This is a genomic window from Serratia aquatilis (assembly GCF_044865145.1).
Lineage (GTDB): Bacteria > Pseudomonadota > Gammaproteobacteria > Enterobacterales > Enterobacteriaceae > Chania > Chania aquatilis.
Genome location: NZ_CP173186.1, coordinates 246,574 through 265,023 on the forward strand (window position 1 = coordinate 246,574; position 18,450 = coordinate 265,023).

Sequence of the window (18,450 nt, forward strand, 5' to 3'; positions counted from 1 at the left end):
TTTTTCTTCGATAATCTCATCTTCAGCCTGCTAAATAGGGGTAGAATATAGCCCCTGCTTATCGCTCCCTAAGGCAAATTTTTTGATGGAGAATCTTCCCCGCGCCATTCAATGGTTGATCCTATTGCTGGCTTCGCTGCTATTGGGGTTTGGCCTGTTGGCTCTTCACGTTCCAGCTGCACTGCTGCTAGGGCCGATGATTGTTGGTGTAGCAATGGGTTTACTCGGTGCTTCGGTACGCATCCCGAAACCGTACTTTATTGGCGCGCAGGCTATCCTGGGCTGCATGATTGCCCAAAGTCTTTCCCCAAATATTCTCACTCCATTACTGGCTGATTGGCCGCTGGTGCTGGTTGTACTGATCGCTACGCTGTTGGCGAGCGGTTTCTCCGGCTGGTGCCTGGTGCGTTTCAGCGGATTACCTGGGCCAACCGGTGCTTGGGGATCTTCCCCTGGCGGTGCCTCGGCGATGGTCGCGATGGCAGGGGATTTTGGCGCGGATGTGCGGCTGGTGGCGTTTATGCAGTATCTACGCGTGTTATTTGTTGCCACGGCGGCGGCAATGGTTGCACGCATCGGTCTGGGTAGCGAAGCGATGCAAGGCCATGCGGCGCTGGAGTGGTTCCCATCGCTCGACTGGCGTTTTTTAGGTACTTTGTGTGTTGCTTTTGGTGGGGCTTGGCTCGGACCACGACTGCGAATTCCCTCCAGTGCACTGTTGCTGCCGATGATTGTGGGGGCGGCATTACACTCTACCGGTACCATGACGCTACAGGTGCCTGAATGGTTACTGGCGCTGGCCTATACCCTGATTGGTTGGAGCGTCGGTTTGTGCTTTACCCGACCGATTTTCCTGCTAGCGCTGCGTACCTTGCCGCAGATGGTGGTATCTATTGTGGCGTTGATGCTGTTTTGCGCTGGTTTGGCGTGGATGCTGACGCAATTCATGCCGGTCGATCTGCTGACTGCCTATCTGGCAACCAGCCCCGGCGGGATGGATACGGTAGCGATCATCGCAGCTGGCAGCCGGGTCGATATAACCTTCGTCATGGCGATGCAGACGCTGCGCCTGTTCACTATTCTGTTTACTGGCCCGGCGATGGCGCGGTTTATTTCTAACTACGCTACGCCAGCCCAATCAACGTAGTTTGCGCTGGCTATAGAGCCCGTCGAGGCTGAACAACACTAGCGCAGCCCAGATAAAGCCAAAGGTCACCAGCTTATCCTGGCCAATGGTTTCGTCGTAGAAGGTCACTGCCAGCAGGAACATCAGCGTTGGCCCCAGATACTGGAAGAACCCGAGGGTGGAAAGGCGCAGGCGGGTTGCGGCGGCGGTAAAGAACAGCAGTGGGATGGTGGTTACCACACCAGCAGCAATCAGCAACAGATTCAGTGACCAGGGGTTGGCGCTCAGGTGACTGGTTGGGCTATCAGCAATCAGGAACAGATAAATAGCCGCAACGGGAAGCAACCAGAGCGTTTCAATCAGCATACCGGTTTGGGCATCAATGGCGATTTTTTTGCGTAGCAGGCCGTAGAAGGCAAAGCTGAAGGCTAACCCCAGCGCGATGATCGGTAGTGAACCAAACTGCCATAATTGTACCAATACCCCGGTAAACGCCAGAGCTACGGCCACCCACTGTATACGGCGGAAACGCTCACCCAGAAATAGCATTCCCAGCAAGACGTTTACCAGCGGATTTATGAAATATCCCAGGCTTGCTTCCAGCATATGATGGTTATTCACCGCCCAGATAAACAGCAGCCAGTTTCCTCCCACCAGTAATGCTGTCACGGCCAGTAAAAGTAACCGTTTACGGTTCTTGCAGGCGGCACGCACCGTTGGCCAATTGCGGCCCAACGATACCAGCACCAGCATAAAGAAGAACGACCAAATCACCCGGTGGGTCAGGATCTCGTCAGCGGGTACTTGTTGGATCAATTTAAAATAAGCCGGGGCAATGCCCCAAATAAAATAGGCGGCCAAGGCGAAGAAAATGCCTTGCCGCGTTTGCTGCGCGTCCATGACGATTACCGGATGGGGAAGTGGGATGCAGTGATTTTACTGAAAATAACCGGTTATGTCGCGTACTTGGGTGCGGATAGCGGGCCTCAATGGTGTAAAAACGCCGGACAACTTGTGAGCAATGAGATTTGGGGAACCAAATAAGCGTTGCTCAAATGGCCCCAGCTTGATTATCCCACCAGATAGGTCGCCGTAGCGCTGGCGATATGCAGACCATCCTGGTTGTGCAGCTCAGCGCGCGCTACAGCAACTTTATTACCGCTGCGCAGCATACTAGCGGCAGCAATAAAATGCTCCCCTCGGCCTGGACGCAGATAGTCGACGCGCAGATCGATAGTCCCCATGCGTGAAAGGCGGGTGGCCAGTTCTTCTTCAACCAGTGGATCCTGGCGCATCAACACGCTACCCACGCACGCCAGCCCGGCGGCAACATCCAGCACCGAGGCGATCACGCCACCGTGCAGAATGTTTTGTGCGGCATTACCGACGAGTTTGTCCTGATTGGTAAAGGTCAGTTCAGCGTAGTCGTCGTCAAAACGGCGTAGTTCCAGCCCCAATTCGCGATTGAATGGCATGTGATAGACAAAAATTTCGCCTATTCTCTGACGGGCAGCTTCCAGGGTCATAAGTGTGTGTGACATAGTCTCATTCTTCATTTTAGTGTTGCCAATGGGTTCACTGGTCGGTCCAGGTTAACTAATTGTAGATTTTATGCTTATTGTTTGTTGCTTTCCAGGCCCAACCAATAAATGTATTCCGTAGTGCGGTAAATCTTTCTTTGCGTGTAAAATGGCCTGCTTCTAATTTCAGGCCTTTTTTTAATCTTTCTGGAGTGAGCAAAACTATGCGTGTTCTATCTGGGGTAGTGATGGCGATGCTGTGTGCGCCAATCGTCGTGCAGGCCAATGAGGTCAGTGATAAAAAGAATCTACAAAAGCCAGAGATCCGTGGCAGCATTATTGGCAACATGCTGCAGCATTATGATAACCCTTTCCATTTTTACCCGTATGAACCTAACTATCTGATTTACACAGATACCAGCGATTTGAATAAAGAAGCAATCGAATCTTATAACTGGGCGGAAAATGCGCGTAAAGATGAGGTTAAATTCCAGCTTAGTTTGGCATTCCCCATCTGGCGGGGTATTGCTGGTGATAATTCTCTTTTGGGAGCTTCTTATACCCAACGTTCTTGGTGGCAGCTTTCTAATCACGATGAGTCATCTCCATTTCGTGAAACCAACTACGAGCCACAAATTTTCCTCGGCTGGGCCACCGCATATTCGTTTGCCGGATGGACGCTGCGTGATATTGAAGTCGGCATCAACCATGAGTCCAACGGTCGCGAAGATCCCACTTCCCGCAGTTGGAACCGGGGCTATGCGCGTTTGATGGCCCAAAACGGTGACTTGCAGGTCGAAATCAAACCCTGGTTCCGCTTTGCCGAAAGGGATAGCAACGACGATAACCCCGATATTACCAAGTACATGGGTTACTATCGTCTGAAAGTCGGTTATGCCTTGGGAGAAAGTGTGCTCAGCGTTGATGGTCACTACAACTGGAATACCGGTTTTGGTGGCGCGGAGCTGGGATGGAGTTATCCAATCACCAGCCATGTGCGTTTCTATACCCAATTATTTAGTGGTTACGGCGAATCGATGATTGATTATAACTTCAGGCAGACACGGCTTGGCGTTGGTGTCATGCTTAACGATATTATGTAAGCTTGCAGTTCAGGAACGGTGCTAATTTTGGCACCGTTGTTGCGTAAAAATGGGGAAGTGTGTGTCAACCGCAGCAGTGATAAACAGAGAGTTGCTGGCAGAACAGGTATTGCGTGATACTTTCGGCTACCAGCGATTCCGTCCGGGTCAACAAACGATTATCAACGCAGTTATCGGTGGTCAGGATTGCCTGGTAGTGATGCCGACCGGCGGTGGCAAATCGCTGTGCTATCAAATCCCGGCGCTGGTGATGGATGGCTTAACGCTGGTGGTCTCCCCGCTGATTTCCTTGATGAAAGATCAGGTCGATCAACTCCTTGCCTATGGCGTTTCCGCTGCCTGCTACAACTCGACGCAAACGCGGGAACAACAGTTGGAGGTGATGGCTGGTTGCCGCAGTGGCAAGATCAAAATGCTGTATATCGCCCCCGAACGGTTGATGATGGACAGCTTCCTTGATTTGCTCGATCACTGCCCACCCGCGCTGCTGGCGGTGGACGAAGCACACTGTATTTCCCAGTGGGGTCATGATTTCCGGCCGGAATATCGTGCCCTTGGTCAGTTGAAGCAACGCTTTCCGACAATGCCGGTTGTGGCGCTGACGGCCACGGCGGATGAAACCACGCGGGGGGATATTGTGCGCCTGCTGGCGCTGCAGGATCCGCTGATTCAGATCAGCAGCTTTGATCGTCCTAACATCCGTTACACGCTGGTGGAAAAGTTTAAGCCGCTTGAGCAACTGTGGCGTTTTGTGCAGGACCAGCGTGGTAAAAGTGGCATCATTTATTGCAACAGCCGCGCCAAGGTGGAAGATACCACGGCAAGATTGCAGAGCCGCGGGTTAAGCGTGGCGGCTTACCATGCCGGGTTGGAGAATGAGCGCCGTTCGCAGGTGCAGGAAGCCTTTCAGCGTGATGACCTGCAGGTAGTGGTGGCTACCGTTGCCTTTGGGATGGGGATCAACAAACCTAACGTGCGTTTTGTGGTTCACTTCGATATTCCGCGCAACATTGAATCTTATTATCAAGAGACGGGACGTGCAGGGCGCGATGGCCTGCCTGCCGAAGCGATCCTGCTGTATGACCCGGCTGATATGGCCTGGCTACGTCGCTGCCTGGAAGAGAAACCTGCCGGTCAGCAGTTGGATATTGAACGGCACAAGCTGAATGCCATGGGGGCGTTCGCTGAAGCGCAGACCTGCCGTCGGCTGGTGTTACTGAATTACTTTGGTGAGGGTAAGCAACAGTCCTGCGGTAACTGCGATATCTGCCTCGATCCTCCTAAGCGTTATGACGGCCTGGACGATGCACGCAAAGCCCTTTCGGCGATTGGCCGCGTTGGTCAACGGTTCGGTATTGGCTACGTAGTGGAAGTGCTGCGTGGTTCGAATAACCAGCGTATTCGCGAGTTTGGCCATGAAAAGTTGCCGGTGTATGGCATTGGCCGCGAGCAAACCACCGAGCACTGGACCAGCGTGCTGCGTCAACTGATCCATCTGGGCTTTATCACCCAGAACATTGCGATGCACTCAGCGCTGCAACTGACAGAAGCCGCGCGCCCGGTGTTGCGGGGGGAAGTGGCGCTGCAACTGGCGGTACCGCGCATTCAGAGCTTTAAGGTTCGCAGCAGTGCCAACCAAAAATCTTACGGAGGCAATTACGACCGCAAGCTGTTTGCCAAACTGCGCAAGCTGCGTAAGTCGATTGCCGACGAAGAGAATATTCCTCCCTATGTGGTGTTCAACGACGCGACGCTGTTGGAGATGGCAGAACAGATGCCGATCAGGGCCAGTGAACTGTTGAGTGTCAACGGGGTAGGTCAACGTAAACTGGAACGGTTTGGCGCACCCTTTATGGCGATGATCCGCGATCACCTCGATGACGGTGACGAATAATAAGGATAAGCAATCATGTTGATGTTGTTTTTGACGGTGGCGACGGTGCATTTGATTGCATTGATGAGCCCAGGGCCAGATTTCTTCTTCGTATCGCAAACTGCGGTCAGCCGTTCGCGTCGTGAAGCGATGATGGGCGTGATGGGGATTTCTCTTGGCGTCATGGTCTGGGCCGGAGTGGCATTGCTCGGGTTGAATCTGATCCTGCAGAAGATGGCATGGCTTCATCAGATCATTATGGTTGGTGGTGGCCTCTATCTGTGCTGGATGGGCTGGCAACTGTTGCGATCCGCCCGCAGCCAGAATGGTCAAGCTGCGCCAGTGGATGAGGTGAAAGTGGTGTTACCGAAGCCTGGCCGCAGTTTTATCCGTGGCTTGCTGACCAACCTTTCCAACCCTAAAGCGGTTATTTACTTCGGTAGCGTGTTCTCGCTGTTTGTCGGCGAAGAGGTAGGTGCTGGTGCCCGTTGGGGATTATTTGCTCTGATCACCGGTGAGACTTTCGTCTGGTTCACTCTGGTAGCGATAGTGTTCGCGCTGCCTGCCATGCGCCGGGGTTATCAGCGCATGGCAAAATGGATCGATGGCTTGGCGGGGGTGTTGTTTACCGGCTTTGGCCTGCATCTGATCTTTACCCGCTGATACAATCTGGCATCACGCCTTTCTGGCGGTTGCCAGTAATCCAGCCACCAGAATAAACAATGTGCCAAAAATGCGGTTCAGCAACCGCATTTGGCGCGGTGTTTTCAACCAACTGGCAATACGCGTTGCCAGCGTGGCGTAACCAATCATCACGAAAATATCGACCACTACCGTGGTGACGCCCAGAATGACGTACTGCTCAGTCTGGGGCTGATTGGGCAGGATAAACTGTGGAAACAGTGCCGCCAGGAACACAATACTTTTGGGGTTGGTCAGGTTGACCAATACCGCCCGACGAAACAGGCGGCGACGAGGCATGGTGCCTGCCAACGTGTGTAAGTCCAACGCGCCAGCGGCACGCCATTGCTGGATCCCCAACCATACCAGATAGCCCGCGCCGAACCATTTCAGCAGTTCAAAAGCCAGTAACGACTGCGAGACAATGGCGCCCAGACCAATCCCCACCAGCACGATATGGATGCTCAACCCCACCTGTAGCCCGGCAATTGATGCTGAAGCACCACGAAAACCATGGCTGATGCCGGTGCTCATGGTATTGATGGCACCGGAACCGGGAGAAAGGCTAAGAATAAGGGTTGTCAGCAGATAGGTTAACCACCAGTCTAAGGTCATCGTAATGCTCCCTGAATACGCTAATCTGTGCCACAATACTCTATATCCGTCGTCTTTCAAGCTACAGCGTTGTTGGCTTTTTGTCGTTACCCGAGCCACTTACCGAAGTCAGTTCAATGGGATAACCAAGCTTGCCGTCTGGCTGTAACTTGCAATCGATAGAGTAAACATCTCTGTAGGCATTATCCCCGTTAAAAGGCAGGCAATGACGTCTTTCAAACTTAATTCAGATGAATGGTTAAACCGCGAAAAGCAGTTTTCTGCTTTTGCCACCGGGCCGTTGCTGGATTTTTGGCGTCAGCGGGAAGAAGGTGAGTTTGCGGGTGTCGGCGAGGTGCCAATCCGTTTTGTGCGCTTCAGTTCGCCACAGCATCAGCGCGTGGTCGTCGTTAGCCCCGGACGCATCGAAAGCTATGTCAAATATCCTGAAATTGCCTATGACCTGTTTCACAGCGGTTACGACGTGATGATTATCGATCACCGTGGGCAGGGGCGTTCAGGCCGCATGCTGCCGGACCCACATCGTGGTCATGTGGTGAACTTTGCCGATTACGTGGATGATTTTGCTCAGTTTTACCATCAAGAAGTTGAACCTCGTGGTTACAAACAGCGTGTGGCGCTGGCCCACTCAATGGGGGGAGCGATACTGGCACAGTTCCTGATACGAGAACCGCAGGCTTTTGCGGCAGCGGCGCTCTGTGCGCCGATGTTGGGTATTTATCTGCCGATGCCGGGTTGGATGGCCAACCGTATTCTCAGCTGGACAGAGAAGCAGCCGATGCTACGTGATTATTATGCGGTAGGTACAGGGCAGTGGCGCCCCTTACCCTATGTGGTGAATGTGTTAACCCATAGCCGTGAGCGCTATCGCCGCAGTTTGAGCTGTTACGCAGATTATCCCGAGCTACGAGTCGGTGGGCCAACCTATCACTGGGTGTGGGAAAGTATTCAGGCTTGCCAGCAGATCATCGCCCAGGCGGCTAAAATCACCACGCCGATTTTATTATTACAGGCCAGTGAGGATCGGGTGGTTGATAACCGCTCCCACTGGTCTTTTTGTCAGGCACTTTCAGATGCGGGGCGCCCCTGTGAAGGGGGAAAACCGCGGGTTATCAAAGGCGCACGCCATGAGATCCTGTTCGAGCGGGACGCGATGCGCGCCGAGGCATTGAACGCAATCCTGTGTTTCTTTGCTCAGCACTTAGGTGGTAATGTTGCCGCCGACAACTCCATCAGAGGTTAGAACATATCGCTATGTATCACGTCGTTGCTTCCGATTTAGATGGCACGCTGCTATCTCCCGAGCATAACCTGACGCCTTATGCCAAAGAAACGCTGCAACTGCTCACACAGCGCGGCGTACACTTTATTTTCGCCACCGGACGCCATCATATCGATGTTTCCCAGATCCGCGACAATCTTGGCATTAGCGCTTTTATGATCACCTCCAACGGTGCGCGGGTGCATAACACCGAAGGTGAACTGATCTTCAGCCACAACCTGGATCAGGACATTGCCCGCGATCTTTACAGCATGATGCATGATAACCAGGATATCCTGACCAACGTCTACCGCAACGACGAATGGTTCATGAACCGCGAAAGCCCAGAGCAGGAAAAGTTCTTCCAAGAGTCGATCTTTAAATATCAGTTGTTTGAGCCAGGTCTGCTGGAAACGGATGGCGTGTGTAAGGTGTATTTCACCAGCGACGATCATGAAAAACTGCAGCCTCTGGAAGACGCCATCAATGCCCGCTGGGGCGATCGGGTTAACGTCAGCTTCTCATTACCTACCTGCCTTGAAGTGATGGCGGGCGGCGTATCGAAAGGGCATGCGCTGGAAGAAGTGGCCAAGATCATCGGCTACTCGCTGAAAGAGTGCATTGCCTTTGGTGACGGCATGAACGATCTGGAAATGCTATCGATGGCAGGGAAGGGTTGCATCATGCGTGATGCCCACCAACGGCTGAAGGACACGCTACCGCAGCTTGAGGTGATTGGCTCCAATGCTGATGACGCTGTGCCGCACTATCTGCGCAAGATGTTCCTGGCTTAATGCATCAGGGCGTAGCCTTAATCTGGCTGCGCCCCTCAGGTTTAATCTAAGAGACTCAGCTCACATTCCATCAACGATTTTTTCGATTCTATTCCCTTTCCTGCATCAACTTCATTGCAGCCAAAACCGCGTACGGCGCTAATCTCACACAAAGTATCAGGGTATTTGGCTGCTGCAAATTTTTCGTTGCTGCACGCGAAATCCTTTATCTGTTATGTCTGGCGCTGCCCCTTATACTCCAATCAGACAACAAAATAATGATCCAGGAGAGATGCCATGACACGGAAAAATTTTCACGCAGAACCTTTCCCCCTACCGTTCGATATCGCCAGTACTGCACTGGTGATGATTGATATGCAGAGAGATTTTGTTGAACCAGGTGGTTTTGGTGAAGCATTGGGCAACGATGTTTCTTTCGTCCGAAGCGCCATCGAACCCTGCAAACGGGTGCTTGATGCCGCGCGTCGTAAAGGATTACTGGTGATCCACACCCGTGAAGGGCACCGGGCTGACCTGAGCGATTGTCCTCCTGCCAAATTGACCCGTGGCGGACAAACCTTTATCGGTACTCACGGGCCGATGGGGCGCATTCTGGTCAGGGGCGAAGCGGGTCACGACATTATCCCCGAGCTCTACCCACAAGCCGGTGAGCCGGTGATCGACAAACCGGGTAAAGGCGCTTTCTACCAGACTGACCTGCACCTGATCCTGCAGAACCGTGGCATCAAAACGCTGATTGTCTGTGGTGTGACAACCGAAGTGTGCGTCAATACCACTGTGCGTGAAGCCAACGATCGCGGCTACGAATGTATCATCCCTCAGGATTGCGTCGGTTCTTATTTCCCTGAATTCCAGAAATACGCTTTAGAGATGATCAAAGCCCAGGGAGCGATTTTTGGCTGGGTCAGTGATGCATCGGCGATTGTGGATGGTTTACAAAACTGAACCGCTGGAAGTAGGTGGTGAGAGGGGAGCATGACAGTCAGGGTGTTTTCGGCACTTTCTGTGGGTTATCTGGCGGTCAGCAGGCTGTCAGATCGGGAGCGCCTTCAGGTGCACAGCTGTTTTCAGCGCTCGGTCAATCTCTCTCACCCCGATGGCTACCTGCTGCCATTGCTGAGTGGGGACTTTCAGGATTTGCCGGATGCTATCCGCATCTCGATAGGTGACGGGTGGGATTGGCGTCATCATGCGCGAGTTGGACAGGTTGCCACTTTTCACCACGGTGTGCTGCAAGGAGTAGGTTGGAGCGTCGTGCTAAGCGGTGCTCCGTGTTGGCAGCCGAAACAGGGGCTGGCGCAGGGGTGGCATCTTGCCTTGCTGGCTGCCAACCGCCACTACCCTAATCTGGCGTGGCAACTTGGCCGTTATTGCCAGTTGCACGATTGCGAAAGTGATTTACAGCTATTGCCCGACATGGAGCAAAGCGGAGCTTCACGCAATCCGCCACCGCGTTTGGTACAGCTTCGGCTGACAGACAGCGCTGAACGGCTGGCAGCAGAGGTCACAGCACTGATTGGTTATGGGCGTGGGCTGACGCCAGACGGCGATGATTATCTATTGGGTTATATGGCTGCACTGTGGCCGTGGCGGCAGCATCCCCTGCTTGCCAGCCATGACGATACGCTACGTCGCCTGATCGGTAGCCAACTGGTTCGAACCAACGATATCAGCCGACATTATCTGGCGCGCGCGTTGGAGGGCCATTTTTCAGCCCCGATCTGCCAGTTGATGTCATTGCTCGGTTCCACCGCCTCTATCGTGCAGGTTCAGGCCGCAGCACGCGAGGTGATGCAGTTTGGCGCTTCATCCGGTGTGGACTGTTTAGCCGGGATATTGCATGGCTTGCGAACGTTAGAAAGCCTGCTCTGACCAACTTAATGAATTTAACGTGCTGAAATTTTATATTTTTCAGCAGGGGAGCTTTTTGCCCGCATTTCAGTGGCGGGTAAATTTCGAACAGGTAAATACGATGAGTGTAATGCATAAAGTTTTTGCCAATCTCTACCAGGACTCGGTTTCGCTGATGCAGATTTCGGCACAAATCAGCAAATTATCCGGTATTGAACAGGCATCGGTAGTGATGGGAACGGAAACCAATCTGGCCCAACTGCGGGATGCCGGTCTGGATGATGGCTGTAAAGCCGGACCTAACGATTTGATTATTGCCGTCCGGGGGGAAGCTGACGCTTGCGCCGAAGCGCTGGAAATTGCCCATCAGCGCCTTAACAGCAAACCGCAGGACAATGACGCTGATGGCCCACGAGCACCGCAGTTGGTCAGCCTGGAAATGGCAGCCGAACAGCAGGCCGATATTAATCTGGCGCTGATTTCGGTGCCTGGAGATTATGCGGCGGCGGAAGCCATCAAGGCATTAAATCTGGGTATGAACGTCATGCTGTTCAGTGACAACGTCAGCTTGGCGCAAGAAAAGCAGATTAAGTTACTGGCCCAACGGAAAAACCGTTTGGTGATGGGGCCGGATTGTGGCACAGCCATTATCAATGGGCTACCACTGGGTTTCGCCAACGTGGTAAAAGCTGGTTCGATCGGCATTGTTGGGGCATCGGGCACCGGTTTGCAGGAAGTGAGCTGCCGTATCGATCAGCTTGGTGCGGGGATTTCACAGGCGTTGGGTACCGGTGGTCACGATCTGCATGAAGAGATCGGCGGGATTTCAATGTTACACGGGCTACAGGCGCTGGCTAGCGACCCGGCAACACAGGTGATTGTGCTGATTTCCAAACCGCCAGCTCGCCCGGTGGCGGAACGTATTCTTGAACGTGCTCAGGCGTGTGGCAAACCGGTGGTGGTCAACTTCCTGGGGGCGGCGCCTGAAGAGGTTAGCCGTACTGGGGTCACCGCTGCGGCAACGTTGGCCGACGCAGCCGGGCTTGCTGTTGCACTGGCTAATGGCCAGCCAGCAGCGGATTCGGTAACGCTGATCCCGCATCAGGATGTAGAGATGCTGCAACAGGCCAGTGCTTGTTTACCTGCCACGCGCCGGGCGATCCGCGGTGTTTTTGCTGGCGGTACCTTCTGCTACGAAGGACAGCTGTTGTGCCAACAGCAGGGATTTATCGCAGCTTCCAATACCCCGGTCAAAGGGAACGCCAAGCTGGCAGACATCTGGCGTAGCCAAGGCCATACGCTGATCGACATGGGAGACGATGATTTTACTCGTGGCAGACCGCATCCGATGATCGACCCAACCTTACGTAACCAACGCATTGTGGCGGAGCTGAACGACGCAGAGACCGCTGTCGTGCTGTTTGATCTGGTATTGGGTTATGGCGCAGCCGCCGAACCCGCAAGCGAATTGCTCACGCTGCTAAGCCAACATCAGAGCCAGAACGGGCCACTGTTGATTGCCCACGTGTGCGGCACCGAAGCCGATCCTCAACAACGTTCACGTCAGGTTGCCGCGCTGCGTCAGGCTGGTGTGCTGGTTGCCGGTTGCAACGCCGAGGCGGCGCTGTGGGCCAGCCAGATTGCTCATATTCAGGCTGAGAAAAACGGAGAAACAGCATGAACCCATTATTTCAGCAGCCACTGAAAGTGGTTAACGCCGGGTTGGCTGGCTTTGCCGACAACTTGAAACAGGCTAACGGTGATGTGATCGCTCTGAACTGGCAGCCGCCAGCCATGGGCAACATCCAGGCTGGACTGGATCTGGCGGCGCTGATCCGTCATCCACTGGTTGAGCAAGCCAATCAGATCGCTCTGGAACGTTATTTGAACGCTCAGCCAGTGTTGATCGACGTGCTAAGTGCCGATGAAGCCATCCCTGCAATGGCCCAACGCAAGCTGATCCTACACTCTGGGCCACCGATAGCCTGGCCAGATATGTGTGGCCCGGTGAAAGGCGCAATCATTGGCGCGATCCTGTTCGAGGGCTGGGCCTGCGACCACCAAAGCGCCGAGCGTTTAGTAGATGAAGGTCAGATTGATCTGGAACCCTGCCACCATTATCAGGCCGTTGGTCCGATGGCCGGGATTATCAGCCCGTCGATGCCGCTGTGGGTGATTGAGAATAAAACCAACGGTCAACGCGCGTTCAGCAACTTCAACGAAGGATTGGGTAAGGTACTGCGCTTTGGTGCCAATAACGAAGAGGTCCTGCAACGTCTGCAGTGGATGAAACAGGAACTGGCCCCAGCGCTAAAAGCGGCGGTTCGTCAGATGGGTGAGCTGGAGCTGAAACCGTTGATGGCACAGGCGCTGCATATGGGTGATGAGGTTCACAACCGTAACTCTGCTGCTACCGGCTTGCTGATCAAGCGCCTGGTGCCAGCGTTATTGGTCTCTGATCTGCCGTTGGAAACGCTGCAGCGTGTTGTAGCGTTTATTACCGGTAACGATCACTTTTTCCTCAACCTGTCGATGGCTGCTTGTAAAGCGATGATGGATGCTGCCACCGGTGTGCCGTACAGCTCAATGGTCACCGTGATGGCCCGCAACGGGGTCAACTTTGGTATTCGTCTGTCCGGGACTGGCGAGCGCTGGTTCCAGGCTCCTGCCAACGCGGTCGAGGGTTTGTTCTTCCCTGGTTTCGGCGTCGACGATGCAGCAGCGGATCTGGGGGACAGTGCAATCACCGAAACCGCAGGTGTGGGTGGGTTTGCCATGGCCTCTTCACCGGCCATCGTGAAATTTGTTGGCGGCACGCCAGCCGATGCCACCAATAACAGCCGCCGTATGCAGGCGATCACCATCGGGGCTAACCCAGCCTTCACGCTACCAGCGCTTAACTTTGCGCCAACGGCAGCAGGGATCGATGCCCGTAAGGTGGCCGACCGCCAGATCCTGCCGGTGATTAATACCGGAATTGCCCACAAGCAGGCGGGAGTGGGGCAGATCGGTGCTGGCATTACCACCGCACCAATGCCCTGCTTTGTCGAAGCCGTTCAGGCGTTAGCCCAGTCACTGCCAGCAGGAGAATCAGCATGAGCAGGCCTTTAGCAGTGGTTGCCGTTGGTGGCAACGCGCTGATCCAGAGCGATCGGCATACCAGTATTCCCGACCAGTATCAGGCAGTGATGGAGACAGTGGGGCACGTGGTAGAGATGATCGAAGCCGGTTGGGATCTGGTACTGACCCACGGTAACGGGCCACAGGTTGGCTTTATCCTGCGCCGCTCGGAGCTGGCCGCAGAAGAAGTGGCACCGGTACCGCTCGACTACGCGGTTGGCGATACGCAAGGGGCGATTGGTTACATGTTCCAGAAAGCCCTGCATAACGAGCTGCAGCGGCGTGGTATTCAGCGGCCCGTGGTGGCGCTGGTGACGCAAACGCTGGTGGATGCCGATGATATGGCATTCCAGCATCCCAACAAGCCGGTAGGCGCATTTTTTGATCGTCAGACGGCATTGGATCGTCAGCAGGAGTTGGGCTGGACAGTGATGGAAGACGCAGGCCGAGGCTGGCGGCGTACCGTGCCATCTCCCGCACCGTTGGAAATCATTGAACGTGAGGTGATAAGTCAGCTCTTGGCTCAAGGGTGCATCGTGGTTGCCTGTGGCGGTGGCGGTATTCCGGTGATACGCGATGAGCATCAGCAGTTGCAGGGCGTGGAAGCAGTGATCGACAAAGATCTCGCTTCTGCGCTGCTGGCAGAACAGTTAGGCGCGGATCTGTTGATGATCCCTACCGGTGTTGAGCAGGTCGCCATTAACTTTGGTACTCCACAGCAGCAGTGGTTGGATACGTTAAGCATTGAGCAGGCAGAGGATTTACTGCAGCAGGGGCAGTTTGGCGCAGGCAGTATGCAGCCGAAAATAGAAGCCATATTGCGCTTTGTCAGCAATAGCTTGCGACAGGGAAAACACGGCCAGGGTTTGATTACCAGCCCACAGGCGATTAAAGCCGCACTGAATCACCAGACCGGCACCTGGATTAAGTCATAAGAAAATAGGAAAGAATAATGAGTCTGACAACTGTAGTCGCCGTTAACGGCACATTGATGCGTGGCCTGGAACTGAACGGCAATATGATTTCGGCTGGCGGGGTTTTTGTGCGCGAAGATCAAACCGATGCCCATTATCGGCTGTGGAGTATTAACGATCGTCACCCTGGCATGATCCGGGTAATGCAAGGTGGTGTTTCTGTCGCGCTGGAAATCTGGGAATTGCCTATGGCTTCTTTTGCCACCCTGTTGCTGAGCGAACCGGCCGGGCTGGCGATTGGCAAGGTGAAGTTGCTTGACGGTAGCGAAGTACTGGGCGTGCTGGCGGAACCTTGGCTGGTCGAGGGACAGAAGGAAATCACCGAACACGGCGGCTGGCGCCAATATACCGGCGAAACCTTTACCGGTTGAATTTATTGATGTTCAAGACAAAGGCCGAGCGCCTTAACTACACGATGGCGCTTAGGGCTCGGCCTGGTTTACAGGGAATAATGTATGCGTAAAACAGACGAAAGCATCAATACTTCATCCGGTTTTCACATTGCGATGATCCTGTTGGGGATTGCGGTTACGCCGGTACTGCTCTCATCTTCCAGTTTGGGCAGTCAGCTATCTCGCTCCGGATTGATCACCGTGGTGGCGTTGGGCGGTGTGATCCTGGCGGTGTTGGCGGCCATTACCATTTGCGTCGGGGAAAAGGCCCGGCTACCGACCTACGGCATCGTGAAATACCCTTTCGGTGAGCGTGGGGCGATTGCCATCAACATCCTGATGGCAATCAGCCTGTTCGGATGGATTGCCGTAACGGCTAACATGTTTGGCCACTCGGTACACGACCTGCTGGCACAGCATGGCATGGATCTGCCAACGCCGCTGTTGGTTGCCTTGGGTTGCTGCATTTTTGTCGCCTCTACGGCCTTTGGGTTTGCCGTACTGGGCAAAGTGGCACAAATCGCGGTGCCGGTTATCGCACTGGTACTGTGCTATATCCTGTATGTGGCGACGAACGGTCAGGTGGAACTGGTGCAGAGCGTTGGCAACATGGAAGTTGGGGTTGCCGTGTCTACCGTGGTGGGAACGATTATTGTGCTGGTTGCCACCTTACCGGACTTCGGCAGCTTTGTGCATAACCGCAAACATGCGCTGATTGGTGCATTTATCACCTTTCTGGTTGCCTATCCGTTACTCTACTGGGTAGGTGCAACGCCAAGTGCTCTGAGTGGTCAAAGCTCACTGCTGGCAGCGATGGCGGCATTCGGTTCGGTATTGCCAGCGGCGCTGTTGCTGGTGTTTGCCTGTATCACCGGTAACGCAGGCAATATGTTTCAGGGCACGCTGGTGGTTTCAACCCTGCTGACCCGTTTCCCTAAATGGCAGATCACCCTGGCGTTAGGCGTACTGTCGGCGATTGTCGGCAGTATGGATATCATGGGCTGGTTTATTCCGTTCCTGCTGTTCCTGGGCATCGCCACACCGCCGGTAGCCGGTATCTACATTGCCGACTTTTTCCTCTATCGCCGTCACGGTTACCAGGACGCGGTACTGGCTACTGAGCCACCGATCAAGCTACTGACCTTTGTGGCCTGGGTTGCTGGCTCGGCGGTAGGCTTTATGACCGTCAAAGGTATCTTCACCTTGACCACCATCCCTTCGGTGGACTCTATCCTGGTGGCCTGTGTGGGGTATACGTTGTTGAGCCGGATCGACAGGCAAAAGATCAAACCTGGGCGTGCGGCTTAATCTATCGTCGCTGGCGTGCTCTCAAGGTGCGCAGCCTAAGGTATAATCAGCATAATGAATAGACCATCGGCATTTCTGTGCAGGTGGTCTTTCCTCTATAGGCTGATTCAGGGAATCATTATGTTTATCTCCGACGAAACATTGCGGGTTGTTCATCTGGTTGCGAAATACCAGAGCATTACTACAGCCGCCGAACACCTGAATAAAGTCCCTTCAGCAATTAGTTACACGGTTAAAAAATTAGAGGAGAGTTTTGGCGTTGAGCTGTTTTTGCGCAAAGGCCGCTATATCGAAATTACCCCGGCAGGTGAGTATTTTATCGAGCAAAGTAAAACCATTCTTAACGATCTGGACGCGTTACGACGTAATACGGCACTGATCCACGGCGGTGTAGAGCAGGAACTGACGATAGCGGTGAACAACATCGTCCCTCGTTCGGCTATCGTCGAGTTTATCTGTGATTTTGAGCTGGCGTTTCCGTCCACCCGTCTGACGATTGATACCGAAGTGTATAATGGCTGCTGGGACGCGCTCTATGGCAAAAGGGCCAATCTGGTGATCGGTGCGCCGCATGTGGTGCCCAGTAGTGAAGGGATTATCAGCGAGTCTATCGGCCATCTGGAGTGGGATTTTGTTGTTGGGCCACGGCATCCGTTGGCGATCCAGGTTCAGCCGTTGCAAAACGCTGAATTGAGGCAGTATCCGGCGATCTGTATTCGTGATACCGCAGTGAACTTCGTGCCGCAGCAGGCCTGGTTGCTGGAAGGGCAAAAGCCAATGTTCGTGCCCGATTTTGCCACCGCTATTGAACTGATCCAACGTAACGTCGGCATCGGTTATGTGCCGCATCATCTGGCATTACCGCTGCTGAATGCAGGTTCAATGGTGAAAAAACCGATGCAGGAACATAAGCATGCCACGCAGATCTTTTTAGCAGCCCGCTCCGACGGTATGGGCAAAGTCAGCCGCTGGTGTATGGATTATCTTTTGGCACCGTCGTTCCGCGCCAGATTACACGGGCAGATATAAGGCAGTTACTGCTGAACCTTGCAGACTAAATCATACGAAGATAACTTCCCGTCAGGTGTTCCCTGGATCAGTTCTATATCTTGATCAAGACTGCAGAATAAAGCGGCACTGCTGTGCAGCGGTGAAGCATAACTAATATCCAGGAACAGGCGAGTGGCATTTTCGCCTTGGCTGTTTTTCACTTCTTTTTTAATCCACTGTTCGAGCTCAAGCGCAATTTTTTGCAGGTCATCGTTTTCTTTCAATAGGTGGACCTCAACATCTTTATTCGATCTGATATTCGCCAGTTCGCTTTGATATTCCTGCTGTAAGGCTTGAGGGATGAGTAGCGATATTTTCTCAGCGGCGGCATAGGTTTGTAAGAAGGCGGATACCTGGCCTAAAACCGGTGTGCCGATAACGTGAGGGCCATGCAGCAAGGATTTTTTCTTGGTTATACGGTACAGATGGGGCTGTTTAACATGATGCAATGTCATGACCGAAGCAAACAGTAATAACATCGCGGTAAACAGTAAGGGGATAAACCAGATAAAAAAACTCACCAAGTCGGTGAGCGGGTGGGAATAACGTTCAACATCATCCGGGCGGAAAAAGCGCAATATCATTTTGAAAATAAGCCCTTCATTCAGCGCATCGGTGACCCAACCGGTCAATACGATGGCGGATAAGGCGTAGCATGATGTTTTTATATGATGCAGTAAGATCGGACGTTCCACGATTGATTTCTCCCCACCCGCTGTCATGGTTATCGACGGTATCCTTTCATCACATGACGTAATAAGCAAGGAAGGGGGATCATTAAC

General features: G+C 53.6%; 18 protein-coding genes. 14 read left to right on the top strand and 4 right to left on the bottom strand.

All coding sequences use genetic code 11. The features are described 5' to 3' along the window. The first annotated feature begins 85 nt into the window (after window positions 1-85). On the top strand, window positions 86-1,147 hold the full coding sequence (locus SAQUA_RS01085; protein WP_380673750.1) for an AbrB family transcriptional regulator: 1,062 nt from the start codon (window positions 86-88) through the stop codon (window positions 1,145-1,147). Here the strand turns inward: SAQUA_RS01085 and rarD are convergent. Both rarD and SAQUA_RS01095 read right to left on the bottom strand, forming a co-directional pair. After that, a complete protein-coding gene (rarD, locus tag SAQUA_RS01090; RefSeq protein WP_380673749.1) occupies window positions 1,139-2,026 on the bottom strand; it encodes an EamA family transporter RarD in 888 nt (295 codons plus the stop codon). The two genes, SAQUA_RS01085 and rarD, sit on opposite strands and share 9 nt — an antisense overlap. A 170-nt stretch (window positions 2,027-2,196) precedes the next feature. After that, a complete protein-coding gene (locus tag SAQUA_RS01095) occupies window positions 2,197-2,667 on the bottom strand; it encodes a thioesterase family protein (RefSeq protein WP_380673748.1) in 471 nt (156 codons plus the stop codon). Between the two features lie 203 nt (window positions 2,668-2,870). On the opposite strand from SAQUA_RS01095, the gene pldA reads away from it, so the two are divergent. From pldA to rhtC, 3 genes are all read left to right on the top strand, one after another. Continuing rightward, window positions 2,871-3,749: a phospholipase A gene (gene pldA, locus SAQUA_RS01100; RefSeq protein ID WP_380673747.1), complete on the top strand. Its 879-nt coding sequence runs from the start codon at window positions 2,871-2,873 to the stop codon at window positions 3,747-3,749. A 61-nt stretch (window positions 3,750-3,810) separates the two neighbouring features. Further along, window positions 3,811-5,643, top strand: coding sequence for an ATP-dependent DNA helicase RecQ (gene recQ / locus SAQUA_RS01105; RefSeq protein ID WP_380673746.1), 1,833 nt, complete (start codon window positions 3,811-3,813; stop codon window positions 5,641-5,643). A 15-nt stretch (window positions 5,644-5,658) separates the two neighbouring features. Continuing rightward, window positions 5,659-6,285, top strand: coding sequence for a threonine export protein RhtC (gene rhtC, locus SAQUA_RS01110; protein WP_380673745.1), 627 nt, complete (start codon window positions 5,659-5,661; stop codon window positions 6,283-6,285). Between the two features lie 12 nt (window positions 6,286-6,297). On the opposite strand, the gene rhtB is transcribed toward rhtC, so the two are convergent. After that, window positions 6,298-6,918: a homoserine/homoserine lactone efflux protein gene (gene rhtB, locus SAQUA_RS01115; RefSeq protein ID WP_380673744.1), complete on the bottom strand. Its 621-nt coding sequence runs from the start codon at window positions 6,916-6,918 to the stop codon at window positions 6,298-6,300. A 205-nt stretch (window positions 6,919-7,123) separates the two neighbouring features. Between rhtB and pldB the strand changes: the two genes are divergently transcribed. From pldB to SAQUA_RS01165, 10 genes are all read left to right on the top strand, one after another. Continuing rightward, a complete protein-coding gene (gene pldB, locus SAQUA_RS01120) occupies window positions 7,124-8,161 on the top strand; it encodes a lysophospholipase L2 (protein ID WP_380673743.1) in 1,038 nt (345 codons plus the stop codon). 11 nt (window positions 8,162-8,172) lie between these two features. Continuing rightward, entirely contained in the window at window positions 8,173-8,973 is an 801-nt protein-coding gene (gene yigL / locus SAQUA_RS01125; protein ID WP_380673742.1) for a sugar/pyridoxal phosphate phosphatase YigL, read from the top strand. Window positions 8,974-9,249: 276 nt separating this feature from the next. Then, a complete protein-coding gene (locus tag SAQUA_RS01130; protein WP_380673741.1) occupies window positions 9,250-9,918 on the top strand; it encodes a cysteine hydrolase family protein in 669 nt (222 codons plus the stop codon). A gap of 30 nt (window positions 9,919-9,948) precedes the next feature. Then, window positions 9,949-10,845 carry a DUF2877 domain-containing protein gene (locus SAQUA_RS01135; protein WP_380673740.1) on the top strand — a complete coding sequence of 299 codons (897 nt, stop codon included), beginning with the start codon at window positions 9,949-9,951 and terminating at the stop codon, window positions 10,843-10,845. A 100-nt stretch (window positions 10,846-10,945) separates the two neighbouring features. Then, window positions 10,946-12,505 (top strand): acyl-CoA synthetase FdrA, encoded by a 1,560-nt coding sequence (gene fdrA, locus SAQUA_RS01140; RefSeq protein ID WP_380673739.1) that lies wholly within the window; start codon window positions 10,946-10,948, stop codon window positions 12,503-12,505. Then, complete coding sequence (locus SAQUA_RS01145; protein ID WP_380673738.1) at window positions 12,502-13,923, top strand: DUF1116 domain-containing protein; 1,422 nt, start codon at window positions 12,502-12,504, stop codon at window positions 13,921-13,923. Before fdrA ends, SAQUA_RS01145 begins: the two co-directional genes overlap by 4 nt. Next, on the top strand, window positions 13,920-14,879 hold the full coding sequence (gene arcC / locus SAQUA_RS01150; protein WP_380673737.1) for a carbamate kinase: 960 nt from the start codon (window positions 13,920-13,922) through the stop codon (window positions 14,877-14,879). Before SAQUA_RS01145 ends, arcC begins: the two co-directional genes overlap by 4 nt. 17 nt (window positions 14,880-14,896) lie before the next feature. Beyond that, complete coding sequence (locus tag SAQUA_RS01155; protein ID WP_380673736.1) at window positions 14,897-15,289, top strand: glutamyl-tRNA amidotransferase; 393 nt, start codon at window positions 14,897-14,899, stop codon at window positions 15,287-15,289. 84 nt (window positions 15,290-15,373) lie between these two features. After that, window positions 15,374-16,618 carry a cytosine permease gene (locus SAQUA_RS01160; RefSeq protein WP_380673735.1) on the top strand — a complete coding sequence of 415 codons (1,245 nt, stop codon included), beginning with the start codon at window positions 15,374-15,376 and terminating at the stop codon, window positions 16,616-16,618. A 120-nt stretch (window positions 16,619-16,738) separates the two neighbouring features. Continuing rightward, entirely contained in the window at window positions 16,739-17,647 is a 909-nt protein-coding gene (locus tag SAQUA_RS01165; protein ID WP_380673734.1) for a LysR substrate-binding domain-containing protein, read from the top strand. Window positions 17,648-17,652: 5 nt separating this feature from the next. Here the strand turns inward: SAQUA_RS01165 and SAQUA_RS01170 are convergent, their stop codons facing one another. Continuing rightward, the gene (locus SAQUA_RS01170) at window positions 17,653-18,363 is read right to left on the bottom strand and encodes a hypothetical protein (protein ID WP_380673733.1); all 711 of its coding nucleotides are present in this window, start codon (window positions 18,361-18,363) and stop codon (window positions 17,653-17,655) included. Between the last annotated feature and the right edge of the window lie 87 nt (window positions 18,364-18,450).

What these genes read in the sequence shown, in the direction of transcription:
- SAQUA_RS01130 (WP_380673741.1), top strand. Translation starts at nt 9,250, where the DNA reads ATGACACGGAAAAATTTTCACGCAGAACCTTTCCCCCTACCGTTCGAT.
- SAQUA_RS01155 (WP_380673736.1), top strand. Translation starts at nt 14,897, where the DNA reads ATGAGTCTGACAACTGTAGTCGCCGTTAACGGCACATTGATGCGTGGC.
- SAQUA_RS01135 (WP_380673740.1), top strand. Translation starts at nt 9,949, where the DNA reads ATGACAGTCAGGGTGTTTTCGGCACTTTCTGTGGGTTATCTGGCGGTC.
- rarD (WP_380673749.1), bottom strand. Translation starts at nt 2,026, where the DNA reads ATGGACGCGCAGCAAACGCGGCAAGGCATTTTCTTCGCCTTGGCCGCC.
- rhtC (WP_380673745.1), top strand. Translation starts at nt 5,659, where the DNA reads ATGTTGATGTTGTTTTTGACGGTGGCGACGGTGCATTTGATTGCATTG.
- SAQUA_RS01160 (WP_380673735.1), top strand. Translation starts at nt 15,374, where the DNA reads ATGCGTAAAACAGACGAAAGCATCAATACTTCATCCGGTTTTCACATT.
- yigL (WP_380673742.1), top strand. Translation starts at nt 8,173, where the DNA reads ATGTATCACGTCGTTGCTTCCGATTTAGATGGCACGCTGCTATCTCCC.
- SAQUA_RS01145 (WP_380673738.1), top strand. Translation starts at nt 12,502, where the DNA reads ATGAACCCATTATTTCAGCAGCCACTGAAAGTGGTTAACGCCGGGTTG.
- SAQUA_RS01085 (WP_380673750.1), top strand. Translation starts at nt 86, where the DNA reads ATGGAGAATCTTCCCCGCGCCATTCAATGGTTGATCCTATTGCTGGCT.
- rhtB (WP_380673744.1), bottom strand. Translation starts at nt 6,918, where the DNA reads ATGACCTTAGACTGGTGGTTAACCTATCTGCTGACAACCCTTATTCTT.
- SAQUA_RS01165 (WP_380673734.1), top strand. Translation starts at nt 16,739, where the DNA reads ATGTTTATCTCCGACGAAACATTGCGGGTTGTTCATCTGGTTGCGAAA.
- pldB (WP_380673743.1), top strand. Translation starts at nt 7,124, where the DNA reads ATGACGTCTTTCAAACTTAATTCAGATGAATGGTTAAACCGCGAAAAG.
- fdrA (WP_380673739.1), top strand. Translation starts at nt 10,946, where the DNA reads ATGAGTGTAATGCATAAAGTTTTTGCCAATCTCTACCAGGACTCGGTT.
- arcC (WP_380673737.1), top strand. Translation starts at nt 13,920, where the DNA reads ATGAGCAGGCCTTTAGCAGTGGTTGCCGTTGGTGGCAACGCGCTGATC.
- SAQUA_RS01095 (WP_380673748.1), bottom strand. Translation starts at nt 2,667, where the DNA reads ATGTCACACACACTTATGACCCTGGAAGCTGCCCGTCAGAGAATAGGC.
- pldA (WP_380673747.1), top strand. Translation starts at nt 2,871, where the DNA reads ATGCGTGTTCTATCTGGGGTAGTGATGGCGATGCTGTGTGCGCCAATC.